General features: G+C 51.9%; 25 protein-coding genes, 1 tRNA gene and 1 pseudogene. 18 read left to right on the forward strand and 9 right to left on the reverse strand.

Annotation, left to right across the window (positions count from 1 at the left end):
- Positions 1 to 6: 6 nt before the first annotated feature.
- Together NWE93_02260 and NWE93_02265 are read right to left on the reverse strand one after the other, a co-directional pair.
- Positions 7 to 966, reverse strand: a complete 960-nt coding sequence (locus NWE93_02260; protein ID MCW3999046.1) for an ABC transporter substrate-binding protein — start codon at positions 964 to 966, stop codon at positions 7 to 9.
- 176 nt (positions 967 to 1,142) lie between these two features.
- A tRNA-Pro gene (locus tag NWE93_02265) sits at positions 1,143 to 1,220 on the reverse strand.
- A 192-nt stretch (positions 1,221 to 1,412) separates the two neighbouring features.
- On the opposite strand from NWE93_02265, the gene NWE93_02270 reads away from it, so the two are divergent.
- From NWE93_02270 to fdhD, 6 genes are all read left to right on the forward strand, one after another.
- Positions 1,413 to 1,787, forward strand: a complete 375-nt coding sequence (locus NWE93_02270) for a hypothetical protein (GenBank protein MCW3999047.1) — start codon at positions 1,413 to 1,415, stop codon at positions 1,785 to 1,787.
- Positions 1,788 to 1,935: 148 nt separating this feature from the next.
- Positions 1,936 to 2,352, forward strand: coding sequence for a molybdopterin dinucleotide-binding protein (locus NWE93_02275; protein MCW3999048.1), 417 nt, complete (start codon positions 1,936 to 1,938; stop codon positions 2,350 to 2,352).
- Complete coding sequence (locus NWE93_02280) at positions 2,345 to 3,913, forward strand: formylmethanofuran dehydrogenase subunit B (protein ID MCW3999049.1); 1,569 nt, start codon at positions 2,345 to 2,347, stop codon at positions 3,911 to 3,913. The genes NWE93_02275 and NWE93_02280 overlap by 8 nt, the downstream gene beginning before the upstream one ends.
- Positions 3,913 to 5,610: a formylmethanofuran dehydrogenase subunit A gene (locus NWE93_02285; protein MCW3999050.1), complete on the forward strand. Its 1,698-nt coding sequence runs from the start codon at positions 3,913 to 3,915 to the stop codon at positions 5,608 to 5,610. The genes NWE93_02280 and NWE93_02285 overlap by 1 nt, the downstream gene beginning before the upstream one ends.
- 2 nt (positions 5,611 to 5,612) lie before the next feature.
- On the forward strand, positions 5,613 to 6,422 hold the full coding sequence (locus NWE93_02290; GenBank protein ID MCW3999051.1) for a formylmethanofuran dehydrogenase subunit C: 810 nt from the start codon (positions 5,613 to 5,615) through the stop codon (positions 6,420 to 6,422).
- 117 nt (positions 6,423 to 6,539) lie between these two features.
- Complete coding sequence (gene fdhD / locus NWE93_02295; GenBank protein MCW3999052.1) at positions 6,540 to 7,325, forward strand: formate dehydrogenase accessory sulfurtransferase FdhD; 786 nt, start codon at positions 6,540 to 6,542, stop codon at positions 7,323 to 7,325.
- Here fdhD and mobB read toward each other — a convergent pair.
- Positions 7,322 to 7,852, reverse strand: a pseudogene (mobB, locus tag NWE93_02300) (molybdopterin-guanine dinucleotide biosynthesis protein B). The gene fdhD and the pseudogene mobB sit on opposite strands and share 4 nt — an antisense overlap.
- A gap of 314 nt (positions 7,853 to 8,166) precedes the next feature.
- Here mobB and NWE93_02305 point away from each other — a divergent pair.
- From NWE93_02305 to NWE93_02315, 3 genes are all read left to right on the forward strand, one after another.
- Complete coding sequence (locus NWE93_02305; GenBank protein ID MCW3999053.1) at positions 8,167 to 8,835, forward strand: GDSL-type esterase/lipase family protein; 669 nt, start codon at positions 8,167 to 8,169, stop codon at positions 8,833 to 8,835.
- A gap of 80 nt (positions 8,836 to 8,915) precedes the next feature.
- Positions 8,916 to 9,995, forward strand: a complete 1,080-nt coding sequence (locus NWE93_02310) for an acyltransferase family protein (protein ID MCW3999054.1) — start codon at positions 8,916 to 8,918, stop codon at positions 9,993 to 9,995.
- A gap of 57 nt (positions 9,996 to 10,052) precedes the next feature.
- A complete protein-coding gene (locus NWE93_02315; protein ID MCW3999055.1) occupies positions 10,053 to 11,462 on the forward strand; it encodes a glycosyltransferase family 39 protein in 1,410 nt (469 codons plus the stop codon).
- A gap of 26 nt (positions 11,463 to 11,488) precedes the next feature.
- On the opposite strand, the gene NWE93_02320 is transcribed toward NWE93_02315, so the two are convergent.
- The 3 genes from NWE93_02320 to NWE93_02330 all read right to left on the reverse strand — a co-directional run bounded on the left by NWE93_02320 (position 11,489) and on the right by NWE93_02330 (position 14,329).
- A complete protein-coding gene (locus NWE93_02320) occupies positions 11,489 to 12,493 on the reverse strand; it encodes a TIGR00341 family protein (protein ID MCW3999056.1) in 1,005 nt (334 codons plus the stop codon).
- Positions 12,494 to 12,887: 394 nt separating this feature from the next.
- Positions 12,888 to 13,142, reverse strand: coding sequence for a winged helix-turn-helix domain-containing protein (locus tag NWE93_02325; GenBank protein MCW3999057.1), 255 nt, complete (start codon positions 13,140 to 13,142; stop codon positions 12,888 to 12,890).
- Positions 13,142 to 14,329, reverse strand: a complete 1,188-nt coding sequence (locus NWE93_02330) for an ORC1-type DNA replication protein (GenBank protein MCW3999058.1) — start codon at positions 14,327 to 14,329, stop codon at positions 13,142 to 13,144. The genes NWE93_02325 and NWE93_02330 overlap by 1 nt, the downstream gene beginning before the upstream one ends.
- A 166-nt stretch (positions 14,330 to 14,495) precedes the next feature.
- Here NWE93_02330 and NWE93_02335 point away from each other — a divergent pair, with 166 nt between their 5' ends.
- Both NWE93_02335 and NWE93_02340 read left to right on the forward strand, forming a co-directional pair.
- Positions 14,496 to 15,986, forward strand: a complete 1,491-nt coding sequence (locus tag NWE93_02335) for a terpene cyclase/mutase family protein (protein MCW3999059.1) — start codon at positions 14,496 to 14,498, stop codon at positions 15,984 to 15,986.
- A gap of 96 nt (positions 15,987 to 16,082) precedes the next feature.
- On the forward strand, positions 16,083 to 16,640 hold the full coding sequence (locus NWE93_02340) for an arginine decarboxylase, pyruvoyl-dependent (protein MCW3999060.1): 558 nt from the start codon (positions 16,083 to 16,085) through the stop codon (positions 16,638 to 16,640).
- Positions 16,641 to 16,850: 210 nt separating this feature from the next.
- Here the strand turns inward: NWE93_02340 and NWE93_02345 are convergent, their stop codons facing one another.
- Positions 16,851 to 17,075 (reverse strand): hypothetical protein, encoded by a 225-nt coding sequence (locus NWE93_02345; GenBank protein ID MCW3999061.1) that lies wholly within the window; start codon positions 17,073 to 17,075, stop codon positions 16,851 to 16,853.
- Between the two features lie 226 nt (positions 17,076 to 17,301).
- Here NWE93_02345 and NWE93_02350 point away from each other — a divergent pair, with 226 nt between their 5' ends.
- From NWE93_02350 to NWE93_02380, 7 genes are all read left to right on the forward strand, one after another.
- The gene (locus NWE93_02350; GenBank protein ID MCW3999062.1) at positions 17,302 to 17,961 is read left to right on the forward strand and encodes a Snf7 family protein; all 660 of its coding nucleotides are present in this window, start codon (positions 17,302 to 17,304) and stop codon (positions 17,959 to 17,961) included.
- A gap of 20 nt (positions 17,962 to 17,981) precedes the next feature.
- Entirely contained in the window at positions 17,982 to 18,713 is a 732-nt protein-coding gene (locus tag NWE93_02355; GenBank protein MCW3999063.1) for a CdvA-like protein, read from the forward strand.
- A gap of 40 nt (positions 18,714 to 18,753) precedes the next feature.
- Positions 18,754 to 19,665, forward strand: a complete 912-nt coding sequence (locus tag NWE93_02360) for a Snf7 family protein (GenBank protein ID MCW3999064.1) — start codon at positions 18,754 to 18,756, stop codon at positions 19,663 to 19,665.
- 29 nt (positions 19,666 to 19,694) lie between these two features.
- Positions 19,695 to 20,876: an AAA family ATPase gene (locus NWE93_02365; protein MCW3999065.1), complete on the forward strand. Its 1,182-nt coding sequence runs from the start codon at positions 19,695 to 19,697 to the stop codon at positions 20,874 to 20,876.
- 397 nt (positions 20,877 to 21,273) lie between these two features.
- The gene (locus NWE93_02370) at positions 21,274 to 22,008 is read left to right on the forward strand and encodes a hypothetical protein (GenBank protein MCW3999066.1); all 735 of its coding nucleotides are present in this window, start codon (positions 21,274 to 21,276) and stop codon (positions 22,006 to 22,008) included.
- Positions 22,001 to 22,282, forward strand: coding sequence for a hypothetical protein (locus tag NWE93_02375; GenBank protein MCW3999067.1), 282 nt, complete (start codon positions 22,001 to 22,003; stop codon positions 22,280 to 22,282). Before NWE93_02370 ends, NWE93_02375 begins: the two co-directional genes overlap by 8 nt.
- On the forward strand, positions 22,239 to 24,539 hold the full coding sequence (locus NWE93_02380) for a hypothetical protein (GenBank protein MCW3999068.1): 2,301 nt from the start codon (positions 22,239 to 22,241) through the stop codon (positions 24,537 to 24,539). The genes NWE93_02375 and NWE93_02380 overlap by 44 nt, the downstream gene beginning before the upstream one ends.
- 9 nt (positions 24,540 to 24,548) lie before the next feature.
- Here the strand turns inward: NWE93_02380 and NWE93_02385 are convergent, their stop codons facing one another.
- Together NWE93_02385 and NWE93_02390 are read right to left on the reverse strand one after the other, a co-directional pair.
- Entirely contained in the window at positions 24,549 to 24,941 is a 393-nt protein-coding gene (locus NWE93_02385) for a hypothetical protein (protein MCW3999069.1), read from the reverse strand.
- Positions 24,942 to 25,038: 97 nt separating this feature from the next.
- Positions 25,039 to 25,518, reverse strand: coding sequence for a hypothetical protein (locus NWE93_02390; protein MCW3999070.1), 480 nt, complete (start codon positions 25,516 to 25,518; stop codon positions 25,039 to 25,041).
- Positions 25,519 to 25,632 lie beyond the last annotated feature (114 nt).

A 25,632-nucleotide genomic window follows, 5' to 3' on the forward strand; every position in this document is an offset into this window, starting at 1 on the left:
GTCGGATTAAACCCCGAAGAGTTCAGGATGACACCATTTAGCGAAGGCATCTACACCGTCTGCTACCGAGGGGCCCCAACCGTATTTGTAGAATTCGATTACATAGATACGGTCGTTCTTTACTGCGTTTATGTTGCTCCAGCCGGGTCGCTCTTTTATTGTTTCGACCGTTGTTCCGTATTCTTCTTTGTTTAGGGCGTCGAGGATTATGACATCAGGATTTTTGTCAAGTACATATTCTGCGCTAACAACTGGGAAACGAATCGCGCTATCACCGTAAATGTTTATGCCGCCTGCCCAAGAAATCATTTGATTCTGCATTGCTTCCTGGCCTACGCTTACCATTTCTCCTTGCAGTGAACTTTCAAAATAGACTGTTGGGCGTTCGTCTGAACTGAGGTTTTCTGTTAACGATTTGACCTCGTTGAATTGTGTTTCAAGATCTGAAGCAAGCTGGTTTGCCTTGTCTGTTTTATCCATGATTAAGCCAATCTGTTGAATGTTTTTGGTAATGTCATAGAGGGTCTTTGTGTCGAGGGTTACGATGGTTATTCCTTTTTCTTCGATGGATTGTGTTACTTCAGGGAACAGCGGGAGTGTAAAAATTATATCGGGTTTTAAAGCGACTATTTGCTCTATGTTAACTTCCCACATGTAACCCACATCGGGTAAATTTCCTATTACTTTCCAGACTTCAGGGGTATAATGTACTGCTGTGAAATCTTTCCCTACTATGGTGTCTCCGCATCCTATTGCACATAGGATTTCGGCCATTCCAGGCTGCAATGCGATTGTGCGTTTGGGTGTTTGGGGTATTTCTACAACTCTTCCAGCAGCATCCACTACTGTTAACCCTTCCGAGTGGGCATTTACTGTTGAGTTTAGCGCTGCAAATAGCGCGTAGCTACTTCCAAATGTTATGGCTATCAAAAGAATGACGGTTAGGTAAAGTACATTTTTTTTCATTTTTTCTTTTTATCTCCTTTCTAGTAATACTTTTTCAAAAAAAAGTAACACTAGAATAAATCCCTTCCGCACCAACAAGCGCTATCTTCTGGTTCAACAGCTCAACTTCCGCAAAAAATAGATTAAAAATTCCATTCAAAAAAGCACGATCCTCTTACAGGATAACCGAAAATGAATGGTGGGGCTTCCCGGATTTGAACCGGGGTCTATAGCGCCCGAGGCTACAAGCCTGGACCAAGCTAGCCGAAAGCCCCATGCATCGGTGGACGCGGTTATTGTTATTTGTTGGGTTGGCTTTAACTTTAGCGGTCAAAACAGAGCCATGGCGCAAGCATGTTCTGGCGCCTTTAAATAAGGGGAGGGAGGCGGCGGCAGAGGGCAACGGCGCAGATGCGGGTTGCAAAATTTATATAACCGCATAGGGCATGGTTAATTGAGGAATCTCTTTGTCGCAGTCCACATGGAAAAAACCGGTAATTTGTATTTTCAGGGAACGCAACGTCAACCCCGAATCCGACCCCTTCGTGGTGATTATGGCACGCCAAATAACCCTCTCGGCGGGTGAGAACCCCAAATTCGCCGGCGCCATCGACGACTTCTTCACGCTCATGGGCGACACAGATTATCTGTCCTCCGTTGAGGGCAAAGCTGACCACTACGTGATGTGCTGGTTTGACAACGACGAACCCGACATGTCCAAGGACCTGCGGCGGCTAAGAGGCGTGCGCTTCACGGGGGACGTGGTTTGCAGCGAAAGCCCCAAAACCCACAAGCGAACCTACAACGCCACGTTTAGCGCTGAGCAGGGCAAAACAAAGTAGCCCCTTAACAGTTGCCACGCAGATGAGCGGTGGCTGAGGAATGCGGTATTTCCCTGTAATCTATTGAGTTTATGGGGAAAAACTCGGTTATTTTGAACTTACTCTTAAATATAACTGAATAAATTTCTATTGGATAAGGTCGTAGACCATGGTGGAGCAAAAAATACGGGCAACCCTCATTACTGGAAGAACTATCGATCAGGGTGTAGGAAAGGAACTGGGCAAGGGCTCAAAAGAATACTACGATAGCGCCGCAGTATGTTTTCTAGACAAAGCCGACATCGTCAAGCTCGGCTTGAAGGGCGGAGCAAAAGTTCGAGTGACCTCCAAATTCGGCTCGGTGGTTGTTAAAGCCAAAAAGTTCCCCAACACGATGACTAACATGGTTTTCATGCCCTGTGGCCTTTGGGCTAACGCAGTAACCGGCGACGACACCTACAGCATGGGTATGCCCCTCTTCAAAGGATTCCCCGTTGAAGTGGAACCAGCGCCCAACGAAGCGGTCTTGACCTTAGATGAGCTTTTACTCAAACAATTCGGAAAGAAGGGAATAACTAATGAGTAAAGTACATGAAAATGTCGTTTGTCCCATCTGCGGTTGCCTCTGCGACGACTTAGAAGTCACCGTGGAGAACAACGAAATCGTCAAAATGAAGAACGGATGCTCCGTCTGCGAAGCCAAAATGGTGCATGGCTACAAAAGCGAAGAACGCATCCTAAAACCCCACATCCGCAAAAACGGGGAACTCGTACCCGTCTCGATGGATGAAGCCATCAAGAAAGCCGCTCAAATCCTAACCGACGCCAAGTATCCGCTGCTGTTCGGCTGGAGCAGCACAGTCGGCGAAGCACAACGCATCGGCGTTGAATTAGCTGAGGAACTCGGTTCAGCGTTGGATAACTGCTGCAGCGTCTGCCATGGCCCCTCCGTTATGGCCACCCAAGAAATCGGTATACCCGCTGCTACTCTGGGCCAAATCAGGCACCGCGCAGACTTGATTGTTTACTGGGCATGCAACCCCTGGGCTAGCCACCCCCGCCATGTAGAGCGATACACAGCTTTCACTGACGGACGCTTCGAAGGAAGCGAATGGAAGGACTTCATGCAGAAAATGAAGGCCGGTGCAAGCCGCAAAAAAATGGAGGTTGCCTCCAAACGGATCGCCCGCACTGAACCGCCTATCCGCCCCGCCGTATGCTTCAATGGTCCGCCTCCACAGACCCTGCAGAAGCATGGACGCAAACTAATCGTGGTGGATGTCCGCAGAACCATGACTTCGGAGGCAGCTGACTACTTCCTGCAGATTGAACCCAACCGCGACTACGACGTCATCGAAGCCCTGCGATGTCTTGTTCAGGACCAAGAAATCGACGTTGACAAAGTCGGCGGCATACCCGTTGATTACCTGCGTGACGTCGCAGACGCCATGATGGGCTGCGAATTCGGCGTCATCTACTTCGGTTTAGGCATGACTCAGAGCCTGGGCAGATTCCGAAACATCGAAATCGCCATTGCCCTCGCACGTGACCTTAACCGCAAAACCAAATTCATCATCTCTCCGATGCGTGGCCACTTCAACGTTACAGGCGCCAACACTGTGTTTGCTTGGCAAACCGGTTACCCCTACGCAATCGACTTCTCACAGGGCTACCCCCAGTATAACCCCGGCGAAAACACCGCCATGGACCTGCTAAAACACGGCGACAACGACGCAACGATGGTTATCTCCGCTGACCCCGGCGCCCACTTCCCCAAAGTCGCCATACAGAACATGATGAAGCATCCACTCATCACCATAAACCCCGACTGGAACGCGATTAGCAGGCTAGGCGACGTGGTGTTTCCGACGCAGTGGTGCGGCATCGAATACGAAGGCACCGCTTACCGCATGGACTCGGTTCCCATAACGCTCAAGAAAGTGGTTGAGCCACCCAAGGGCGTGTTAACCGACGAGCAACTCCTAAACCGCATACTTGAAGAGGTCCGCGCCATCAAAGTTAAACGTGGCGAAATGGTTGAACAGGCCGAAGTGAAGGTTGCGCATAAAGAGGCAACTGAGGCGCCGATGGTCTGCAAGGCTCCGGTTAAACCTAGAAAAGCAGTGAAAAAGAAGGTGGCGGCTTAATGACTGAGGTTTTAATCAAAAACGGCTTCGTCGTCGATCCTCTGCAGAAAATTAACTGTGAAAAGATGGATATAGCCATCAAAGACGGCAAAATCGTCTCGAAAGTCAGCGGCAAAGCCAAAGTAATCGATGCATCAGGCATGACGGTTATGGCTGGCGGCGTAGATATCCACAGTCACGTAGCCGGTGCAGAAGTTAACATGGGCCGAATGATTCGCCCCGAAGACCACTACAAAGATGTCGTGGCAAAAACCGCCATCACCCGCGCGGGCACAGGTTACTCTATTCCCTCCACCTTCGTCACCGGCTACCGCTACAGCACCATGGGTTACACCTCGGTCTTTAACGGCTCCATCGCCCCGCTTAAAGCCAAACACTGCCACGAAGAACTAAACGATATTCCATTGATGGACAAAGCTACCTATGTTCTGATGGGTGACTGGTGGTTTGTTCTGGAGAACCTCGCTAAAGGCGACATCGACGAATGCGCCCGCCTCGTAGCTTGGCTTATGCATGCCTCAAGGGGATACGCCATCAAAGTCGTTAACCCCGGCGGATTGGAATCCTGGGGTTTTGGCCGCAACGTGCACAGCATCGACGATCAGGTGCCAAACTTCTGTATCACGCCCCGAGAGATCATGCGTGGCTTAGTTAAAGTCAACAAGAAACTCAACCTGCCCCACACCATTCACCTGCACACTAACAACCTCGGAGTCCCCGGCAACTACCAAACCACCCTTGACACCATGGCGGCGCTGGAGGACCTCTCAACCGACGGCAAACCAGTTGCCCATATTACCCATGTTCAATTCGCCGCGTTTAAAGGGGAAAACTGGGGTAAATTCAAGTCTGGCGCGGAAGAAATCGCCCGGTACATGAACGGCCACACCCATATGACTCTAGATATGGGTCAAGTAACCTTCGCCGACACCACCACCATGACAGCTGACGGACCCTTCGAATTCAGCCTCTACGAACTCGGCGGACACAACAAGTGGGTTAACAGCGACGTGGAAACCGAAAGCAGCGGCGGCATCATTCCCTTCCACTACAAGAAGAAAAGCCCCGTTAACGCGCTACAGTGGAGCATAGGCTTAGAAATTGCTCTCCTCATAAAGGACCCCTGGAAAATCTTCATGACCACCGACCACCCCAACGGCGGACCCTTCTACGATTACCCCAAAGTGCTGGCTTGGCTATACAGCAAAAAAGCCCGCGAAGCCACCCTGGCAAAGTGCCACAAGAGCGCCCGCAAAAAGAGCCTGCTTCCCTCCATAGATCGGGAGATGTCTCTCTACGAGATCGCCATCATGACCCGCGCTGGCACAGCAAAAGCCTTGGGCTTACCTAACAAGGGTCACCTCGGCGTAGGCGCAGACGCGGACGTAGCGGTCTTTAATATTAACCCTGAAACCTTAGATATCGCAAAGAAATTCCGAACCGCACGCAAAGCCCTCACCGACGCAGCCTACACCCTCAAAGACGGCGTAATCGTCGCTAAAGCAGGCCAAGTCGTCGACAGCACTGTGCCGGGTAAAACCATTTGGCTTGATGTCCAAACCAAAGACCCCTGCAGAATCGATGATGACATGAAACGCAAATTCAAAGAGTACTGGACTATCGAGTACGAAAACTACCCCGTCACGGACCATTACGTTAAGGTTCCAGACAAATTAACCATAAAGGCAAGTGTTTAGACATGATAACCCTAACACCCCTCAAAGCATTCGACGTTCCCATCCAAGCCCCCTGCATTACACCCGACAACTTTGCAGGCAAAACACCCGCGGAAATCGCCAAGCTCCCCCTCACCGAAGGCAACCGAAACCTCACAGTCGGCGACCTCTTCAAAGTCGAAGAGTCACCTCAAGCCTCCCCAAACATCACCTTAAACGGCGACTTCAGCAAAGTCAAACGCATCGGTCAACGCATGAAAACAGGCGAAATCCTCTGCAGCGGCAACATCGGCATGCACACGGGCGAAATGATGGCGGGCGGCAAAATCACAGTTAACGGCAGCGCAGGCGGCTGGACAGGCAGCGAAATGAAAAAAGGCTCCATCGAAATCCACGGTGACGGCGGAGACTACCTTGCTTCGCCATCCAGAGGCAACGATGCAGGCATGAAGGGCGGCTTAATCATCGTTGACGGCAACGTCGGCACCGATGTGGGCTGCTACCTTAAAGGCGGCATCATAAAAATCAAAGGCTCCGCAGGCAGATTCCTCGGCTACCACATGTCTGACGGCGCAATCTACGTTGAGAAAGACGCGGATGTCCGAACAGGCGCATGCATGAGCGGCGGAAAAATCGTGGTCGGCGGCAAACTCGAAGTACTGCCCTCTTTCACCATCGACAGCGTTAAACCCAAAGTCAAAGTCGACGACGCAACCAACGTGCCAGGTCCCTTCTACGTGTTTTTAGGCGACCTCAGCGAGCATGGCACAGGCAAAATCTTCGCCAACAAAGCCGCGAACACAGCCATGAAGTTCTACGAGAAATACCTCTAAAACAAGGGTTAACCCCCTGCTTTCCCTTTTGTTTACTTGCATGTTTAAGTCTTAGGTGTTCTGCCGAATCACTTATCAACTCCTAAGGATTCAAACCTCAAGGGCACAGGTGATGTTATGCGGCAGGTTGACATGACACGGCTTGACTTATCCGCGGGAGCAGCCACAGCGATGCGTGACTGGGTCGCCGAGGAGGTTCCGTTGAAAATCATCATAAACGATGCTTATACCTTCATTATCTGGTGCTCGCCCAGCCAGTATAAGGAACTTGCCGTTGGGCACCTCTACGCCGAAGATATTCTGCATTCAATAGACGAGTTAGAATCCATAACATCCGACCAAACACAAAACGTCTGCCATGTGCAATTCAAAGCTGACATCAACATAGACGAGCGCATGGAGAACCGCCGTCGGGGAGCCCGCATCGTGCCGCTTCTGAAAGCCAGCACCGCAGCTTACCAGAAAGACCACAAACTCGCGGTGGTAAACTCGGATTTAACCGTTAAAGCCCAGGTTATTTTGGATGCTGTAGCGCAGATGAACCAGAAAGCCACTGGGTTCCGGGAAACCGGCGGCTTGCATGACAGCGGCATCTTTACAGCCGACGGCACAATGGTTGCATTCTCCGAGGATGTGGGCAGACACAACACCGTCGACAAAGTCATCGGTGAAGCATTACTTAAACGCCTTGACTGTGGCGGATGCTTCTTGGTTATCACGGGCAGGGTGCCTGGCGACATGATTTTTAAGGCGGCTAAGGTGGGGTTGCCTATTTTGGCGTCGGTGGCGGCGGTGCTTAACTCAGGCGTCGCCTCAGCGGAGAAAGCCAACGTTTGCGTCGTGGGGTTTGTGCGGGGTAAACGCATGAACGTTTACACTTGCCCCCAGAGAATTCTGCTCTAAGTGGTTTGCTGCTGCTTTTCCAGCTCTGCTTCAATGAGCCCAATTAATTTCATGCCTTCCTGGGGAACCTTAATCAGTGGGATACCTTCAAAGCAGCCTTCGCTTGATGTCTGCGCAACCATTCCCGAGGCAGCTAGAATCGGCGGCACGGTTCTCTGGAGGGTTCTTTCCAGCTCCGCTGTGTCCTTCGCGGTTACGATTTTTAGGACGTCTCTGCGTTTAGCGATTAAGCTATGGAAGCCCTCGATGAAGATGATGTCGAGTTTTTCCCTCTCCAGTATCCCCAAGATGTTATCTAAATCCCTAAGTTCCCGCCGCGTTTTTCTGATGACGTCTATTTCGTGGGGTGAAATAGCTACGACGAATTCAGAGCCCGCCTGTGCATAACGCCATGTGTTGGAGCCTTCTTTATCCATCGAGAAGTTTTCGTGATGAATGTGCTTCACGGCGCCGACGACGCAGCCTTGGCCTGAAAAATGCGAAATCAAGTATTCTAATAGAGTTGTTTTCCCCGAGCCACTACAGCCAACCGCGGCAACTAATACGACCGTATGGTTTCCTCCGTCGGTGACTCAAGCACCCATGCTTATTATAAATTATGCTTCGCTGTTTATGTTTCCATTGAATATCATTAATACTCAAAAATTGAATATGAGTAGAAAAAAAGCTGCATATTTTAAGCAATCCCCCAACAGGCGGCCGCCGTCGCCCCGCAGAATTTCAGTCGTTTCCGCATCAATTACTATTTTTTATATATTAATCCAAGTGGCATCTGCCCGTTGCACCGCAAGCTAAAATTAGCAGTGCACCGTTACGCTGGGAAGGTAACTGGTACATCAGCATGGACTTAGAAAAGAAAAAACCTTTAGTGCTGCTCTTGGTGTTCGTTTTGCTATTTTCCGGAGTAAGCATCCTCGGCTTCGCCCTTAACGACTTGTCCCCTGATAACTTGCGTGTGGCATGCGTCGGCGACAGCATCACTGAGCGAAGTGGATACACCACCAAACTTCAAACGCTCCTCGGAAAAGACTATTTGGTAGGTAATTTCGGCGTGTCCGGCTCAGCAATCTGTGGCTGTTCCCGTTTGCCCTACATCAACCAGTTCCAGTTTAGCCGTGCTGTTGCTTTTAACCCAGACATAGTGTTGATTATGCTGGGCACCAACGATGCTAACCGCGAATTAACCGGCAGCGACCAGAGTTTAGAGGAAGACTACACACGGTTGATCCAATCCTTTCAGTCCTTGCCCAGCAGCCCCAAGGTGATAATTGTGAAGTCACCGCCGATTTTCACCAGCGAAGGCGACGCATACAACAACACCAACCTCGTCACGAACGTGAATCCGCGGGTTTCGGTTTTGGCTGCCCAGATGAATCTGCCCACGGTTGACATGTATGAAGCATTCGGTAATCACTCCGAGTTCTTCGCTGACGGTGTGCATCCCAACGATGACGGCGCGGCTCTTATCGCCTCGACAATCTGCGACGCCATAACTGATTATCCATACTAAGCTACCCTGTTCCTAGACTGAAAGTGTTATAAACGTAGAGGGGACATATCAGACTTAGCTAGTTATGTTAAGGGACCGATATGGATCCTGAGAGCTCGGGGACCTCTCTTCCGGTAGACCTGATACGAACCGTCGCCATAGTTCTAGTTATCTTACTCCATGCCGCCATCGAACCCAACCCTGCACTCAGCCAGATGTCACCGGAGGGTGTAGCGCTCTGGTGGACCTCAGACATCTACAATTCCATCGCAAGAGTCTGCGTTCCCCTCTTCATCATGCTGACCGGTGCGCTTCTGCTGCAGCCCAGCAAAACCAATGAGCCCCTGGGGGCATTCTTCAAGAAACGCTGGAACCGCATCGGCATACCAGTGCTGTTTTGGGCAGGGCTCTATTTTATCTGGGACTTTCTTGTCCGCGGAGAAGCCTTAACGCCCACTTCCTTTGTGCAGGGTCTCCTAGCTGGACCCTACGTTCATTTCTGGTTCATCTACATCCTAATCGGGCTGTACCTAATCACACCCTTGGTCCGCGTATTCGTCGCATACGCCAGCTGGAAAGTTATCCGGTACTTCTTTCTGCTCTGGATCGTGGGGACCGCGGTGATTCCGCTTCTAACCCTAATAGCAGACATCAGTCCGGCGGCCACGTGGTTTGGAGAAAGCGTCTTCCTCTTAACAGGATTAGTGGGCTACTTTATTTTAGGTGCTTTCTGGAGTAAACTTAAGCTGCGCATCTGGGTTTTAGCAGCGATGTTCACGTTAAGCACACTTTGGACGATTGTTGCCACCTATTTTCTGGTGGGCGCCCTAGGCGAGAGCTACAGCCAGTTTTTCCTAGGCGCCACCAGCTTCAGCGTAATCGTGGCTTCCGTGTCGCTGTTTGGCATCTTAGCCTCCACCTCCAACGTAGCCCTCCAAACACGCTATCCCAACGCCAGCCGCGTCTTGGCAGTCATCAGCGCAAACACCCTGCCGATTTACCTCCTCCACATCATGGTTCTGGAGACGCTTCAGAGGGGCTATTTGGGGTTCCAGCTTAGCGTCACCACCCTAAACCCAGTTATCGAGATTCCCCTGGTGACGGCGTTGACCCTGCTGATTTGCTTAGCCATAATTGTTCCGCTGAAAAAGCTGCCCTATGTCGGGCGAATTATAGGTTAGCAGGCTGGATAATGCAAAAATTTAAACCCCCAAGCGCTGCCTAAACAATAGAGACTTTTGACCACAAACGTCGTGTCCCCGCAAGTTTCCAAAAGATATCTGAGCAGACACACTTACAGCCGATCATCCCTGAAGGCGCTGCTAACCACGTATTATCCGCTCATATGCATCTGCGTCGGCTACCTTTTGGTTGCCTTCTCCACGGGGCCCTACCATAACGGCGACACCTCCTGGGAATACGACGCCGTAGCGGGGGTACGCCAATACGGCATGCCCTACGCCAACGGCATGTACCTGATGGATCAGCCGCCAGTTGGCTTCTACATCCAAGCTGCCTTCTTCGACTTGGTCGGCGCGTCTTTTGGCAACGGCGCCGCTTTGGTGACGCTGTTTGGTTTAGGCTGCGTGGCTCTGGTTTACTTCATCGGCAAAATCCTCTACAACCCCACAATGGGCTTTTTCGCCTCGCTGCTCTTCGCCTTCAGCCCCTGGCACCTTGTGCTTTCCCGTAGCTTCCTCATCGATGTCCCCTGCCTCTTCTTTAGTCTCCTCAGCCTAGCCGTAGCCACCGTTGCCGTCCGCCGAGGCTCTTTTTGGCTTTTCGCAGCCAGCGGAGTCATCTTCGCCGTGGCCTTCAACACCAAACTCTACGCCGTTTTCGTCATTATACCGTTGATAGCGGCGTTTCTGTATTGGCGCCGCGGAGGCATAGGACGCATGGCGGGTTGGCTAGCGGCGTTTTCTTTGCCTGTGCTTGCCTTCTCTTTTATCTGGTATAACTTAATCGCTAAAACGGGGTTAACCTCGATTTTTCTGCATTCCGACTTCTTCACGCAGAGCGTGGATTTGGTGCCCTCATACTTTTTTGTCCCTAACTTTCTGGTAAGCTACGGGCTAGGTTGGCTATTCATCGACGCCGCTTTGCTCTCGGTCTTTTTTAGTTTGGCGTGGCGGGGGGTGCTGCGTCGCTACCTGGTTTTTGATGCCGTATGCCTAGCTTTAATTGCCAGCGTAATCGGCGTTAACACGTTTCTGGGTACAACTCTGGACCTTCATGCCCCCTACATGAATGCAATTAAATATGATTATCAGGCGCTTCCTTTCTTTGCGCTTCTGGTGGCGGGGCTCGTGTCAAAGGGTATGGTACTGTATAACTTGTCTGCAAGCAAAGCAAAGTCTCTGCTGTTCAAGGCGGCTGCAATCATCGGCTTAGTTCTGGCGGCTGCCGCAGTCCTCTATAATATGCAGCGGACTAATTTGTTCTCGACTGTGGAATACCTGATTTTTCGTGTGGAGCCAACCGTGGATGCGGGTTACTCCCTCTTCAACTTCCACCCCACCGCCGCCGGCAGCGCTCTGATGGCTATGCAGTATCTGGGCTATGCAGTGGCGCTTTCGGGGCTGCTCTGGATAAGCAGACACAGAATAGGCGCTCTGGCGATGCGGCTGACAGGAAATAAACCGTGAGAAAACTTGCGCCTGGTCCAGCGGTTCTATGCTGTGAACGGCAGGAAATACACAATTAACGCTAACAGCACAAACAGCACCGCCAACATAATGATGGAGTATGTCGAGCGCCGTTTTGCCTCGCCCTTCTGGTAATATTTGCTCGGCGAGACCCCCAGAAGCCGCAGCATCAATGTGCAGCCGAATTCTAGCCCAAGCAGGTACACCAGCGTTAACACGAGGGCGCTGACAAAGAATATTTCGTTTGCCAATGCCAACTCGATGCCCGCGACGGTGGCGGGGGGAACAAGCGCCACCGAAATCACCACGCCAAAAAGGTTCTCCGGTAGCTCCGTGCGGAGTGCAAGCCCCGCTGCTATGCCGATTACCAACGCGATGAGCACGTCGAATATGCTTACGTGAACTTGGATGAGTATCTGCTGAGTGGTAGGCAGCGAGATAAATTGGGACGCGATGAAGGTGGTAAGCGCCGAAAGCAGAATCACCGCGGCGAGCAGCATCAGCACGATGGCTTGGCTGTTTAAGAGCTTTTTTGGATGCCCCAAATTCGCGTTCACCGCCAAGGCATTCACGGGTCCAAGCAGCGGAGGAATAAGCATACCGCCTATAATGATGATGACGTTGTCTAGGAAAAGCCCCGATAGAGCAATCAACGTTGCCAGAAGCGTCGTAGCCAGCAGGTCCCAGGTTAGATGGGTGTAGCGTTGGGTGCTCTCGACGAGTTCCTCGGTGGGGTTAAGGGCGGATTTGGCTTTCGATGCCTTTTCCTTGAGGCGCTCGATGAAACTCGACGTTACCCCCTCGACGACTAACATGCTGACCATGTTATTTTTATGCCGCAGGTCAATCACTGATGAAACCTTATCCATGGCTTTGGCGGCGAACTCGTCTGGTATCAGCGCGGAGTAGCTGCTGCATTCCTCATCTTCCACCAAAACCTTGCTGTGGACGTAGAGGAGCCCCATGTGTTTTAGGGCTTTTTCGCCGTCGGGGGCTTCCTTTGGGGTTACGATAACCTCGATTTTCTTCAAAAAACACCAGACCAGCTTGGAGAACAGCTAAAATACGCGTTATCTAGACTCTCAGGGAACCATAAAACGCTTTCCCATCTACAATCAGCCTAAACGCTGCTGCCGCGTTTGCCCTACCGAAAGAGGTTTTTCGACAAGAAACCTTGACTAACCCCGAAAAACCCAGTCAAAGAAATTTGACCCAACCACCGAAAAGACTGAAAAGCAAACAGGTTAATACAGAAACCCTGAAACTTTCCCCGGCAGATGCCTAGCCAAACCAGCCAGCAACCAACAAATAACCTCCCATAGCCGCCCTGACCCCGCAGCTGCACAGCCAAACCGCTGCGGCATCAGCAAGCGTTGAGCCTATAAATAGAGGGGGGTAGAGTTTGGCAAGCAACAGCGTGATTAGCTATTCCCAGGCTTCAATCAGCGCCGCCACCGCCTTTGCCTTCGCTGACTCGCCGAAGCGGTAAAGGTGCACGCGGCCATACACCCGAACCTCCAAGATGCCCTCTGCCTCCAGCAGCCGCAGGTGCTCTGCTGTCGCCGAGTAATTCATGTTTATTTGGCTGGCGATTTTCGAGACGTTTAGCTGCTGCATCTGATGGATGAGTTTGAGGATTTTCATGCGGGGTTTAGATGAGAAAACCTCTTCCAGCTCCACTAAGGCTGCCTCCGCATCGCCTCTATGCTGTCTGCCATCTGCCTCTCAAGTTCCTCCGCGGGGATGGTTGGCAGCGAAACCCTTGTGCTGCGTCCCCGAGATTCCCCAGACGCCACCTCCGCCTTAAGCACCCCCAGCCTGGAGAGGTACACGGTGTAGCTGTAGACTTGGGTGTGGCTGTTGGGTTGCTCATCGTATTCCTCGCACACCACCGCGTAGGCCCCTTCAAGCTCAGTTAAACTTGCGTAGACCTCCTCGTTTTCCTTAAAGTACCGCGCCACCGCCAACAGAAACATCTGCCCATGCAGCCCAAGCGAAGCAAGCTCGCTGCGACGCAGACTAGGCACGATGCTGGAAACCGCCTGCCGCACACACTCCGCCTCAACCGAACCCGTGTCCCCTGCGTCAGCGTATTTTCCGGCGCGCCAAAGCAGCTCGATGCCGAACCGCGCATTCCCCGTTTGGCTGTAGGCAAGTTCAGCGATTAAATCCACCACGTCCTCGCTTACCGCGCCCAACTCGAAGGCTAAGGCAACGCGGGCACAGAGGATGTCGATGAGTTCTGTTTTTCCGTAGCGTTGCAGGCTTATGATGCTGCGTTGAAGGGTGCTTTGGGCGCTTTCGTCGAGTTTTGCGGTGGCGTCGAGGTTGCGCATGATGAAGATGAATGAGAGTCGCTGTGACTGGCCCTGCCGCATCTCCTGCAGCCTAGTTAGTTTGTACACTGCATCGGAGCCCTCCTTCTCGATGAGGCTGTCGAATTCGTCGAGCGCCAGAATCATGGTGGCGTCTTCCTCGTCGAGCACCTGCATAAGCGCAGAGAGGATTTCTTCGGCGCCGTAGCCACGGGCGGGAAAGTTGGGGCGAAAAACCGAGACTGCACGATGCAAAATAGGCTGCAGCGCACCGCGGAACTCGCGGCAATTCACGTGAACATAACGGAATTTCAAGCCGCGCCTGTTAGCTTGAGAAGTCAGGTTGGCACCGAAATTCTGCGCCAACGCCGTTTTGCCCGTGCCCACGTCCCCAGTCAATATCACCCGCTGCGCCATCCGCTGGGGACACCGCAGCACAAACCCGAAAAACTCCATTAGCAACCGCTGTTCTTTTTCGCGGTGGGGCAGCTCCGCTGGGATATAGTTAATGTCCAGTTTGGATTCGTCTTTAAATACGGTATGCGCCGCCAATTGTTGCCCTTCGAATATGCCCAAATATGTTTTAGGGTTAATATTATGTTTTGCAGTCCCAGGCGCCTTTAGGTATCGTGGAGGTTGACTGGTAAGCTGTAAGATTTATAACTACTTCCTACACAATTCATTGAGCGTAACGCGCAACCGATAACCTGTGATGCCCTTGGTATATTCAGAGTGGGTTAGACGAAAACAAAGCGAAGTGTTAAACTGGCAAATCAACAAGCCAAATGACGATGACGATGGCGGTTTCTGCGCGGAAAAACCCCACGACGTCGGCGGCGTTTGGACCACCGCGGAAACCCTCTTCATTCTCCTAAAATACAAACTTCTCCCCCCACAAGACAGCCGCATCCAACGCGCCAAAAACTGGCTTCTGCGTCACCAAAATCTCGGTGGCGACTACGGTGATGGTTGGCCCCTGATTAACCGCGGCAACAGCTTCGTTGACACCACGGCACGTGCGGTTCTTGCGTTGTCGTTTTTTGCAGGCGAAATCGAAGTTAAAGAGGCGATTCGGCGCGCTAAAGATTGGCTCTTGGAGAACCAGAACGAGGATGGCGGCTGGAGCATCTGGAAATACGAAGACAGCCTCGTTTCAGCCACCAGCTTTGTGTTGGTGGCGCTGCGGCAGCTGGTTGATTTGTTCCCAGACGACCAAAACGCTAAACTCGCCACCTTAAACGGGGCTGCATGGCTTAAGGCGGCGCAGAACCCAAGCACGGGCCTTTGGGGCTTTGAACCCAACGGGCGCCTAGCGGAGTCGGAAACAAACAACGCCAGCACCCGCATGGCGGTTTACGCGCTTTTCATGTTAGGTGAGGATTTGGAGGAGTATTTGCCTGCGCTGAAATCCTTCATAGCAGAATTCGAAGCGGAGGGCAGATGGCGCACTATCCCCGAAACCTACACGCTCAAGTACTTTGGTGAAGGCCTTGATCAGCGGCTCTCATGGTTTAACGCGCCCTTTATGGTTATGATGCTGGTGACTTATGCACGCTGCGTGCCGGGATGCGTGGGCATTAAACCCATAATCGACGGTGCCGAGTCACTCAAGAAATTCGATGCAGTCTACCAGGGTATGGAAGTCACCGACATCTCCGTCGGCGGCAACCTCGACATCCGCCCCTGGGCGTCAGTGCAGTACCTTCGCGGCTTGCTTGAGGCAGAATCCTACCTTCAAGACCACCTCGACGAGTACGTGGAGGTTATGGGCAAAAAAGTCGCCGTCATCGAAAAAGCCGGGATGCTCAAGTCCATGCCGATTCTGATGCCTCATAAACGCACCAGCAGCGTGTATGCAAGCGGCAAATTCTACATTATGTTAGTGCCGCTTTTGGGTTTAAGCCTAATAGGCATCGCTTACTTGACGGCGCATGTGGGCTTTGAGGTTTCTGCAATCGTGGGGTTGTTTGCTGTTTACATCGTAACCTTTGGGATTCTGCTCACGGGCTTTAAGCAGAAAGTTATCTCTAAATCAAAATTCTGCTTCATGTACTTCCCCATCTGGGCGCTGGCAGTCGCGGGGACAGTGCTCCTGTTCCTCGGTGAACACATCGAGGGGCTTGTGGTGCTGCTGCTCATTGGGTTCCCTGAGTTGCTTTCGCTGGTTATGAATAAACTCGGCAAAGAAGAACACGACAACAAAGAATAGGTAGCTACAATTTGCCCTTTTTTTAATTTCTTAGTTTAATTTGTAAACAAAACCCTAATAAATGAATACTGCAATCCATATTTTCCGAAACCAAACATGATACCAAAGTACTTCTTCTTCACAAAAGGAGTTGGAAAACACAAAGAGCAACTCCAATCCTTCGAATTAGCCCTCCGAGACGCAGGCATCCAAATGTGCAACCTAGTCAGCGTGTCAAGCATCGTGCCCCCCGGCTGCGAGCAGCTTACACGCGAAAAAGGCTTAAAGATGATTCAGCCCGGAGAAATCACCTTCGTAGTCATCGCCCGCAACGCAACCAACGAGCCCCACCGCCTCGTCGCATCCAGCGTAGGCGTCGCCATCCCCAGCGGCAAAAACCAGTACGGCTACCTGAGCGAGCATCATAGCTTTGGGCAAACCGACGAAACCGCAGGCGACTACGCAGAGGACCTTGCCGCCACCATGCTTGCCACCACGATGGGTATACAGTTTGACCCCGAAACCGCCTGGGATGAACGCAAAAAAATCTTCAAAACCACCGGGCTCATCATAAAAACCGCTAACAGCACGCAGTCGGCGTCAGGCGACAAAAACGGGCTCTGGACCACCACAGTGTCTGCAGCGGTGTTTGTGCCCGAAGAAAACAGCAAATAACGCAAAAAATGAAAGTGAGCTAAGCAAGTTCCTTTATGGCTTGCTTCCCTAATTGTTTGAGGTTTTCTTTTAAGGCGTCGCCTTAGGCTCTGAGTTACTTGTGCAGAATTATGCCCATTTACTTCTTGAATTTAAAAAACAAAAATTGTGGCTAAGAGAGAAACGGTATGCTAACCTTTTGGGGTTGTAATAGGGGGAAGGGGGGAGTGTTTAGTATGGGTCTTTTTTGCCTGTCATGTATGCCCAGACGCCGACGAGCACGACGGTTAGGGCTGCTCCTGCGAATCCCGAGATCAGGTAGTTAGTTGCGCCGCCGAGCAGGGGCAGGACTGTTACGAGCCAGGGGATGACGATGGTGGCTGTGAGTTGTGCGATGATGCCTGCGAGGAATCCCAAAACGGCTATTATGCCAAATACTTTCAATCTACTGTTCATTATGTTCACCTTTGGTACTTGGTTGGTCAACGCATCATTTTAGTGTAACTAACACGTTTATGTATAAAACCATCAATCCGCAGTACCCCTTTTACTGGCAAATTTTAAACAAGCATGGACAATTGCTCACCACGTATATCCGTACATATATACGTACATATTTCCAACATATTAACAATGCATAATTCGTTTTCCAGCACTCTAACGCGGTATAGAGGTAATCAAATTGTCAGAACGATTCGCTAAAAAGTGGGAAGCAAAACGTGATGAGCAAGCATTCGGGGACCGCATAAAAGACGCAGTAAAACCGCCGGGACCACTCAAACCACGTCTTGACTTCGCAGTCAGACGCATTGAACTCCAAGTCCAAAAACTCGACCAGGCAAACGAAAGATTCAGCCAACGCGACAAAGCCATCTTCGCACGCATCGTCGACGCATACACAAAGCATGACAGTGCACGCGCAAACGTCTTCGCAAACGAACTTGCAGAAGTTAGAAAAATGTCCAAGTTAATCATGAATGCTAAACTTGCTCTCGAGCAGATTACATTAAGATTACGAACTGTATCAGAATTAGGCGACGTAGTCTCTACACTCGGCCCAGCTGTCGGTGTTCTACGCTCGGTCAGATCAGGCTTAGTCAGTGTATTTCCAGAGGCAGAAAATGAACTTGGCGAAATCGGTAACATGCTTAGCGGAATCATGATTGAAGCTGGCCAAGGCAGCGGCATGACCCTCAACTTCGACACAGTCAACGAGGACGCATCAAAGATCCTAACTGAAGCAGCAACTGTTGCAGAGCAGAAAATTAAAGACAAGTTCCCAGACCTACCCCCAGGAATGCCATCGACCCCTGCTTCTCAGGCAGAGAAAACAACATTCTAAGATAAGGAGGAAAACAAAAAATGTCCTACTCCAATCTTTTTCTCTCTATCGGTAAACCCATCAAGAACGAATACGGACGAGTAATCGGAAAAGTCGCATCATTTGCGCTCTCACCAAACGGCAAATTCGACGCAGCATACATCGAATTTGGCGACGGCCAATTCTCCAAGCAGCCCATGGAAAGCCTACGTTTCAGTGGCGCTGAAATCACATTCATCTCAAAAATCAAATCACAAGCAGGCATCCTTTGTGATCACATACCCCTCATCTGGCGCAAAGACGAAGCCCTAAAGGATCTGGTGGATAAAAAGAAAATCACCCCTGACGTTTACCAGGAACTCCACAGCAGCTTCGAAAGCGTCCTCTCCCAGCTTAAGAAGGAAGCGCAAGTAATCATCGACGAATCATCCATAGAAGTCGAGCGCTGCCAGGAAGAGATTTCCTCGCTAAGCTACGCGATTGCTAACTTGGAAATCGAGCATGAAATCGGCAAAGTCGACGATGAAAACTACAGTGCAGCCTTCGGGCTTTTGCAAGAAACCCTGCGGCGGGCAACCACCGAGAAAACTGACTATGAACTCACCAAGAGCCGCCTATCCAGTGTGCTATTGGGCGAGCAAAGCCAGCCCGCACCTAAGCCTCAGCCGGTTGCAAACAAGATTTACGCCGAGCAGGTTACTAACACAGCTACCAAGCTACCTGAGCCCCCTGTTGTCGTCTACGTGAAAGATATCGGAAAAACAAGCGCTTAAACGGGAATGGACTACACGGTAGGTTGTGGAGGGACAAGACATGAAAAGCTTCACTAACCAATCCCCTCCCCCTATTCGTGAAGTCGCCACTAAATCTATTTATACACTTAAAATCCAGCAGAACAAGCTGGAGCAAGCAAGTTTTCGCCTTAAAGAGCGGGATCGTGTTCTTTTTGAAACCTGCATGAGTGCACTTAAAAAGAACAACAAAGACAAAGCAGCGATTTGCGCCACCGAAATCGCTGAGGTCCGCAAGTTAATCAGCTTCATCGGTAACGTGCATTTAGCCATTGAACGGGTTGTTATGCGCCTTGAAACCATCAAGGAACTCGGTGACATAGTCACTGACCTTAAACCTGCACTTACCCTGCTTCAGGGTGTTTCCCAGCAGCTATTCCAGGTGCTTCCTGATGTAAGCAGCGAACTCAGTAACGTTAACTCAACTATTCAGGAAACCCTCCATGCTACCAAGCTCTCCGCCGACGAGAACCTGGTTCCAGTGGGCAAAAAAACCGAGGCGGGCGAAGAAATCCTAAAGGAGGTCTCCTGCTTTATGGAGCAAAAACTCTCCGAAGCCCTGCCTGAGCCGCCTGCTGCGGCGCCAGTCAAGGAGAAAGTAGCTAAAGAGCCTCAAACTCCCATCCGGGAATTGGTGGCTTTAACCGCGAGTTCCTCGCAGGTGTTTGGCAAGAAAACCGTTGAGGAAGCAGGGTTTGACCCCGAGAAATCCATGTTTACCTTCAAGAAATCCGAGATTAAAGAGTTCTCGCTTAAAGTTACCAAGCCAGCGTTGGAAGACGTGCTTTTAGAGTACGTGCGTAAAAGCAACGGCGAAATCGATTTAAGCCGATGTTCCAATGAACTGCAGACTTCCAACGAGGAAATTGAACGTGCCCTCGAAGCGTTAGGAACGCAGGGAAAAATCAAGATAGAGTTACGTTCGCCTGAATAAGCAAACGAGAAGGAGAGAGAAAAAATCAAATGAGTGCTTCAAACGAGTTAGAGAAAGCGGCAACAGCGTATGCTTTGGATGCTGTGCGCCTAGATAAGCAGGGGCAGAAAGGCAGAGCCATAACCCTCTACCAGAAAGCCATCGAGAGCCTCCTGCAGCTGGTGCAGCTTTATCCGGAGTATGGCCTCAATAAAGTTTACGTGCAACGCGCAATCGCCTACCAGGAGCGCATAAAGGCGCTTCAGGGAGCAGTTTCGCCGATGGAGATGAATCAAGCAGCCAACGAAGACGGCGAAGGAGGAGGAGCAGCAACCATGGATGGAAACGGATTAGCTAAACCCAACAATGAAGAGTTAGTGATCACCGAGAAACCTAAAGTTAACTGGGACGAAGTTGTCGGCTTAGACGTCGCTAAAAAAGCCGTTAAAGAAGCCATCGTTTACCCCGTGCAGCGCCCTGACTTGTTCCCGTTGGGGTGGCCAAGGGGCATCTTGCTGTTTGGTCCTCCGGGCTGCGGCAAAACCTTGCTGGCGGCTGCGGTGGCAACGGAGATCGAGGCGAATTTCTACTCGATTGATGCAGCTTCGATTATGTCTAAGTGGCTGGGCGAAGCCGAGCAGAACGTGGCAAAGCTGTTTGGTTCAGCACGCAAGAGCAGCAACGAGGGCAAACCCGCCATCGTATTCGTGGATGAATTGGACTCGCTTATGGGCGCTCACACTAACGAGGTCGGCGGCGAAATCCGCGTGCGCAACCAGTTCCTTAAGGAGATGGACGGCATCATGGATAAGGGCAAAGCGCTCCACGTCTACGTGATCGGCGCAACCAACAAGCCCTGGGACCTGGACTGGGCGTTTATTCGACGGTTCCAGAAACGCATCTTGGTTCCGCTGGCAGACCATGGTACACGCCTCAGCATGCTCAAGCTCTACTCGAGCAACCTGCAGATTAGCCCAGACGTGGACCTGCATGAACTCGCAAGGCTCGCCGAGGGCTTCTCGGGAAGCGACATACGCGATGTTTGCCAGTCTGCGCAGCTTAAACTCATCGGTGAATTCTTCGAGTCAGGCAAAGCCATGGACAAGGAAGCAAAGCCGCGTCCGTTGACGATGGCTGATTTCCGCCAGATACTGGAGGAACGCAAACCCAGCGTCTCGCTGGATATGCTTTCGATGTATAACCGATGGTTCGAGGCATTCAAGGCACTATAGGAGGCAAAGCAAAAGCAAGGGTACAGGCGGGTTGGGTGGAAAGGTTTGGAGAACAATAATTTTTGCACGCTCTCCCTTCTCCCCCCTCAAACTATCTCCAGGCCCCACAAACCCCAAAGGTCAACCCGCCTAAACCTCGCTTGCTTGCACAGACCTATCCCCCCTCTATATATAGCAATCAAAACCTGCGTTAGCTGTTTTTGTCTGGTTGTTTTGGGTGGGGCCGCTATTTTTTTGCTCATACTCACCTCTCTTAGTTTGAGGTTTGTTTTGAATAAAGTTTGCGTTAGAGCATCGCTGCTTCACTTTCGCTGTCCCCTCCACTGCCGCCGGGCGTCGTTTGGCTGATAATTTAAATAAGCAAAACCTGCCACAAAGGGGTTTTCGGGAGAAAAACATGCAGAACCTAACCTTTAAACCAGCCCTAACGCGGAACGAGCAACCAGCGCTTTCGCTGAATATGCCTCTTCTCGACGGGCTTTTCCCCGGGTTTAGCTGCGGCGACTTCGCTGTCCTCTATGGTTCCCGCTCCGTGACCTCGTTGACTTCCCTGCTTTGCGTGCGGGCGCAGTTGCCGGTGCAGCTGGGCGGCTTAGCAAGCAGCGTGGTCTTCATCGACGGCGGCGTCACCTTTCGCCTCTACAACGTAGCCCGCTTAGCCCAGCTCTACCAGCTTAACCCCGAGGGGGCGCTAAAGAAAATCTACATATCCCGAGCCTTCACCGCCTACCAGCTAACCGCCCTGATAATGGAGCGCCTCGAGCAAGCCGTGGCGGCATACAACGCCAAAGTCGTCGTTATCTCTGATTTAGCAGGCTTTTTCCTTGACAACAACATCGCCGCAGAGGAGGCTCAGCGCATCTACAGCCAACTCGCCACCTACCTCGCCAACTTCGCCCGCCAACACCAAATCGCCCTCATCGCCACGTATCTGCCTCATCAGGGCAGCAAACGGGAAAGCCTCCTCCAGGAAGTAACCGCCAAATACGCCAGCACCGTGCTGCGCTTCACCAAAACATCGCATGGCAAAGAAGTCGCCCTCGAAAAACACCCCACCTACAAGCTGGGCAGCGCTGACTTATCAGCCAAAAAACTCGCCTTAACAGATTTTATGGGTGGCGGCGTTGGGTAAAACCGTTGAATCCTACCGCATGGCAGTCGAGGATGAAATCCGCCGCTGGAGCGGCTTTGCCAAAGCCCTGCGCCGAGAAGACCGCGAAGCCTTCGACGCCCTCATGGATGCCTGCCGCAGCTACGCCTCAGCCGCCAGCAACGCCACCAAACCCATCCTCTTCGAACCCATGATGATGTCGATTGTGCTTTCCCAGCAAATCCGCATAGAGCATCTGCAGAGGGAAATCGATGACCTCAAAACCCACCGGTCCAGCAGCGCCCAGCAAGGTTAAGGGCTGGATTTTAGATGCTTACCCAACCGAAGCCGGACGCGTGGCGGTTTGGGTGATTTCTGAGTCGGGGCAACGCATCCGCCTAACCGACCGCTTCCAGCCCTGCATCTACGTCTCCGCTAAACAGGAGGACCTAGACGGGCTGCTAAGCAAACTCTGCAGCAACCAAAAAATCGCTTCGCTACGCTTCACCGAGAAGTATGCCCAGCCCATCGACAGCGAAAAAACGCGGGTTCTGGAGTTAACCGTTAGGGACTGCAGGCAGATTCCCCAGTTGACGCTGGAGGTTCTGCGTTTAGGCGATTATCTGCGTTATGAAGTCCACAACTGCGATGTCCACAGTGACCGCAGCTACTTTTTCAGCCGCGACCTGTTCCCCCTCGCCTACGTGGAGGTGGAGGCGGGCAAAGCGGGCTTAAGCTACAGGCTGCTGGACAGCGTGGAAAGCACCGACTATGCAGTGCCTGAGCTGCGTGTGCTGCGGCTAGCGGTGGATGTCGCCAAACAAGGTATCCTGCCCAGCTTTGATGATCCCATCGAGAAAATCCGCATCCAAACAGGCACCCGCGGGGAAATCGAGATAGACTACGGCGACGAAGCCACCAAGCTGCTGCAGCTCTCCTACGCCGTCGCCGAATTGGATCCCGACGTAATCCTCACCAGCTCAGGCGACTCCTTCCTGTTTCCCTACCTGATTCAACGCGCCACCGCAAACGGGGTCTTCGACGAGTTCCTCCTCAGCCGCGACAAGGTGCCCTTTAACCGCCGTTTAGCCGCGGGCAAAACCTACTTCTCCTACGGCCACACCTTCTACCGCGCCGGCGCCGTAAGGCTCTATGGGCGAATACACATCGACGAAGCCAACACCTTCATCATGAAGGAATCCAGCTTCCAAGGCCTCATCGAGATAGCCCGCACCTGCCGGGTGCCACTGCATACGGCGGCTAGGTTCTCCATCGGCTCAAGCATGTCCTCCATCCAGTTCTACCAAGCCCAAAAAGACGACGTATTGCTGCCCCGCAACAAAAAAATCCCCGAAGCCTTCAAGTCCGCGTTGGATTTGCTGGTGGGCGACCGAGGCGGCTTCGTCTTTGAACCCCGAGTGGGCCTCTACAGCAGCATAGGCGAGCTTGATTTCTCCTCGATGTATCCCTCGCTTATGCGCAAATACAATATATCCGCTGAAACGGTGCTCTGCAAATGCTGCCCGGATTCGCCGGTGCGGATTCCAGATTTGGATTATCACATCTGCACCAAACGCGTAGGCATGGTTCCTAAAACGGTGGATTTAGCGTTGACTAAACGCTTAACCTATAAGCGCCTAAGAGACGAAGCCTCCGATGGGCGGCAGCGGGAAATCTATGATGCACGCCAGACCGCGCTGAAGTGGATACTGGTCACCTGCTTTGGCTACTTGGGGTTTAGCAACTCCAAATTCGGCACCGTCGATGGGCACATCGGTGTCTGCGCGTTTGCCCGCGAAGTCTTCCTTAAAGCAGCGCATATCGCGGAGGACGCGGGGTTTGAGGTGATTCATGGCATAGTGGATTCGCTGTGGCTAAAAAAACCCGACGCTACAATGGAGGACTACCGTCTGCTATGCAGAAAAATCACAGAGGAAATCGGTGTGCCCATCAACTTTGAGGGACGCTACAAGTGGATAGCTTTCTTGCCCTCAAGACTGCATCCCCGCGTCGGCGTCCTCAACCGCTACTTCGGCGCCTTGGAGGGCGGCAAAGTCAAAGTCCGAGGTTTAGCTGTGCGCCGCCGCGACACCCCCAAATTTGTCTACGACGCCCAAACCGACATGATAGATGCGTTGTCCCCCGCCGGCGACGCCGACGAGGTTTACAGGCGCATCCCCCAAGCCATCGGGGTGCTGCGCAGCTATCGGCAGCGGCTCATAGACGGCGACGTGGCGCTCCCCGATTTAATCGTGACCAAGCATATGTCGCGCCCCATCAGCCAGTACCGCCAGCAAGTCAGCCAAGTCATCGTTGCCCAGCAGCTGGCCAGCTACGGCGTGGATTCGCAGGCAGGCAACAGCGTAAAGTTCCTCTTCACCAGCCATCAAAATAAGCGATTTATGCGCAGGGTCAAAGCGGCGCAGCTAATCGAGAAGGACACAAACCCCGATGTCAAAAAGTACCTGCTGCTCCTCTATGACTCCGCCGCTAACCTGCTGAGTTTTGCCGGCTACACCCCAGATAGCATGTATGAGGCAGTTATGGGGCAGCAGCAGAAGCGGCTTCTCTAAACTGGGGCCTTAGGTTTTTGGTTTGGAGACTTCGCATGTGACTTGGGCGGAGGAGGGCGGGGGCTGCGGCTGCGTTTTGGGCGAGGAAAGCTGTTTTCTAATTATCAGGGCAAGCGCGATGAAGAGGGCGGCGGCGACAACGGCGGCGGTGCCTCCGATGATGAACCATGCCTGCCACGAAGGAAGAAACGTCTGTAGATACCGCAGTGACCCGATGAGGAAAAACAGCGAAGCGGCACCCGCCATGGAAATCCCAATCGACATCAACACGGCGCCGGTTATGGAAAAGATGAGGATTCGTTTAAGCCGCTCCTTGACGGCTGCCTCCTGCTTGCTCAGGTACTCTTTGAGTGCTGCTTTAATCTGGTCTAGAAACGAGGTGAAAGCTTCTTTAATAGACATCTAAAAACCGACTGCCCACGACTGCCGCCGCATGGATTCACTACAGTTAACGGTCGAGAGTTAATATGGATGTGTGACTGCCCCGGTGAGGTTACAGCTAAGCAGTGCTCTTCATTTCTTCACGGAAGGTTTCCTCAAGCATCTTCTTGTTGATGCCGATTTCCTCCGCCAACCGCTTAACCTGCTTAACGTAGGTGCGAAACAGACTCTGCAAAATCTCGCTTTTCTCCTGCTCGGTGATCTCTGCCTCCTCCGCTAGGAGCAGCGCAAACCAGCGTCCAAGGTTGGTGAGTTGGTAGGCTTTGATCCAGATGATGCGGCCTTCCTTCTCGTTTTTCTCCATGCTCTCGTTGAGGACGCCAAGGGAGGTTAGGGTTTTGAGGTTTTCGATGATGGTTTTGTTGGAGTAGTTAAGTTTGGCGACGAGGTCTTTTTGGTAGATGTTTTTAGCTATGCCCTGCTTGAGTGAGAAGCGCAGAACGTCTACGCCTGCTTTGGAGCCAAATATGGCGGAGAGTATCTTATCTTTTTTTTCCACGGGAAGAAAAACTACATAGGGACGTAACTTTTCACTCAATGGTACCGCCGCTACATCCATAGGCAGCGACTCTACATTTAAAACTATTCCCCTGCCCGGCAGAGCCACAGACCCTAATTTGGAAAAACAATTTTATATCACCCCCGCATTGAA

The sequence above is a fragment of the Candidatus Bathyarchaeota archaeon genome (assembly GCA_026014735.1).
Taxonomy (GTDB): Archaea; Thermoproteota; Bathyarchaeia; order Bathyarchaeales; family Bathycorpusculaceae; genus Bathycorpusculum.

Excerpts from the sequence above, each read along its gene's own strand:
- NWE93_02370 (MCW3999066.1), top strand. The coding sequence starts at position 21,274 with ATGCAGAACCTAACCTTTAAACCAGCCCTAACGCGGAACGAGCAACCA.
- NWE93_02305 (MCW3999053.1), top strand. The coding sequence starts at position 8,167 with ATGGACTTAGAAAAGAAAAAACCTTTAGTGCTGCTCTTGGTGTTCGTT.
- NWE93_02385 (MCW3999069.1), bottom strand. The coding sequence starts at position 24,941 with ATGTCTATTAAAGAAGCTTTCACCTCGTTTCTAGACCAGATTAAAGCA.
- NWE93_02355 (MCW3999063.1), top strand. The coding sequence starts at position 17,982 with ATGTCCTACTCCAATCTTTTTCTCTCTATCGGTAAACCCATCAAGAAC.
- NWE93_02365 (MCW3999065.1), top strand. The coding sequence starts at position 19,695 with ATGAGTGCTTCAAACGAGTTAGAGAAAGCGGCAACAGCGTATGCTTTG.
- NWE93_02290 (MCW3999051.1), top strand. The coding sequence starts at position 5,613 with ATGATAACCCTAACACCCCTCAAAGCATTCGACGTTCCCATCCAAGCC.
- NWE93_02345 (MCW3999061.1), bottom strand. The coding sequence starts at position 17,075 with ATGAACAGTAGATTGAAAGTATTTGGCATAATAGCCGTTTTGGGATTC.
- NWE93_02310 (MCW3999054.1), top strand. The coding sequence starts at position 8,916 with ATGGATCCTGAGAGCTCGGGGACCTCTCTTCCGGTAGACCTGATACGA.
- NWE93_02285 (MCW3999050.1), top strand. The coding sequence starts at position 3,913 with ATGACTGAGGTTTTAATCAAAAACGGCTTCGTCGTCGATCCTCTGCAG.
- NWE93_02380 (MCW3999068.1), top strand. The coding sequence starts at position 22,239 with ATGACCTCAAAACCCACCGGTCCAGCAGCGCCCAGCAAGGTTAAGGGC.
- NWE93_02260 (MCW3999046.1), bottom strand. The coding sequence starts at position 966 with ATGAAAAAAAATGTACTTTACCTAACCGTCATTCTTTTGATAGCCATA.
- NWE93_02340 (MCW3999060.1), top strand. The coding sequence starts at position 16,083 with ATGATACCAAAGTACTTCTTCTTCACAAAAGGAGTTGGAAAACACAAA.
- NWE93_02360 (MCW3999064.1), top strand. The coding sequence starts at position 18,754 with ATGAAAAGCTTCACTAACCAATCCCCTCCCCCTATTCGTGAAGTCGCC.
- NWE93_02280 (MCW3999049.1), top strand. The coding sequence starts at position 2,345 with ATGAGTAAAGTACATGAAAATGTCGTTTGTCCCATCTGCGGTTGCCTC.
- fdhD (MCW3999052.1), top strand. The coding sequence starts at position 6,540 with ATGCGGCAGGTTGACATGACACGGCTTGACTTATCCGCGGGAGCAGCC.
- NWE93_02275 (MCW3999048.1), top strand. The coding sequence starts at position 1,936 with ATGGTGGAGCAAAAAATACGGGCAACCCTCATTACTGGAAGAACTATC.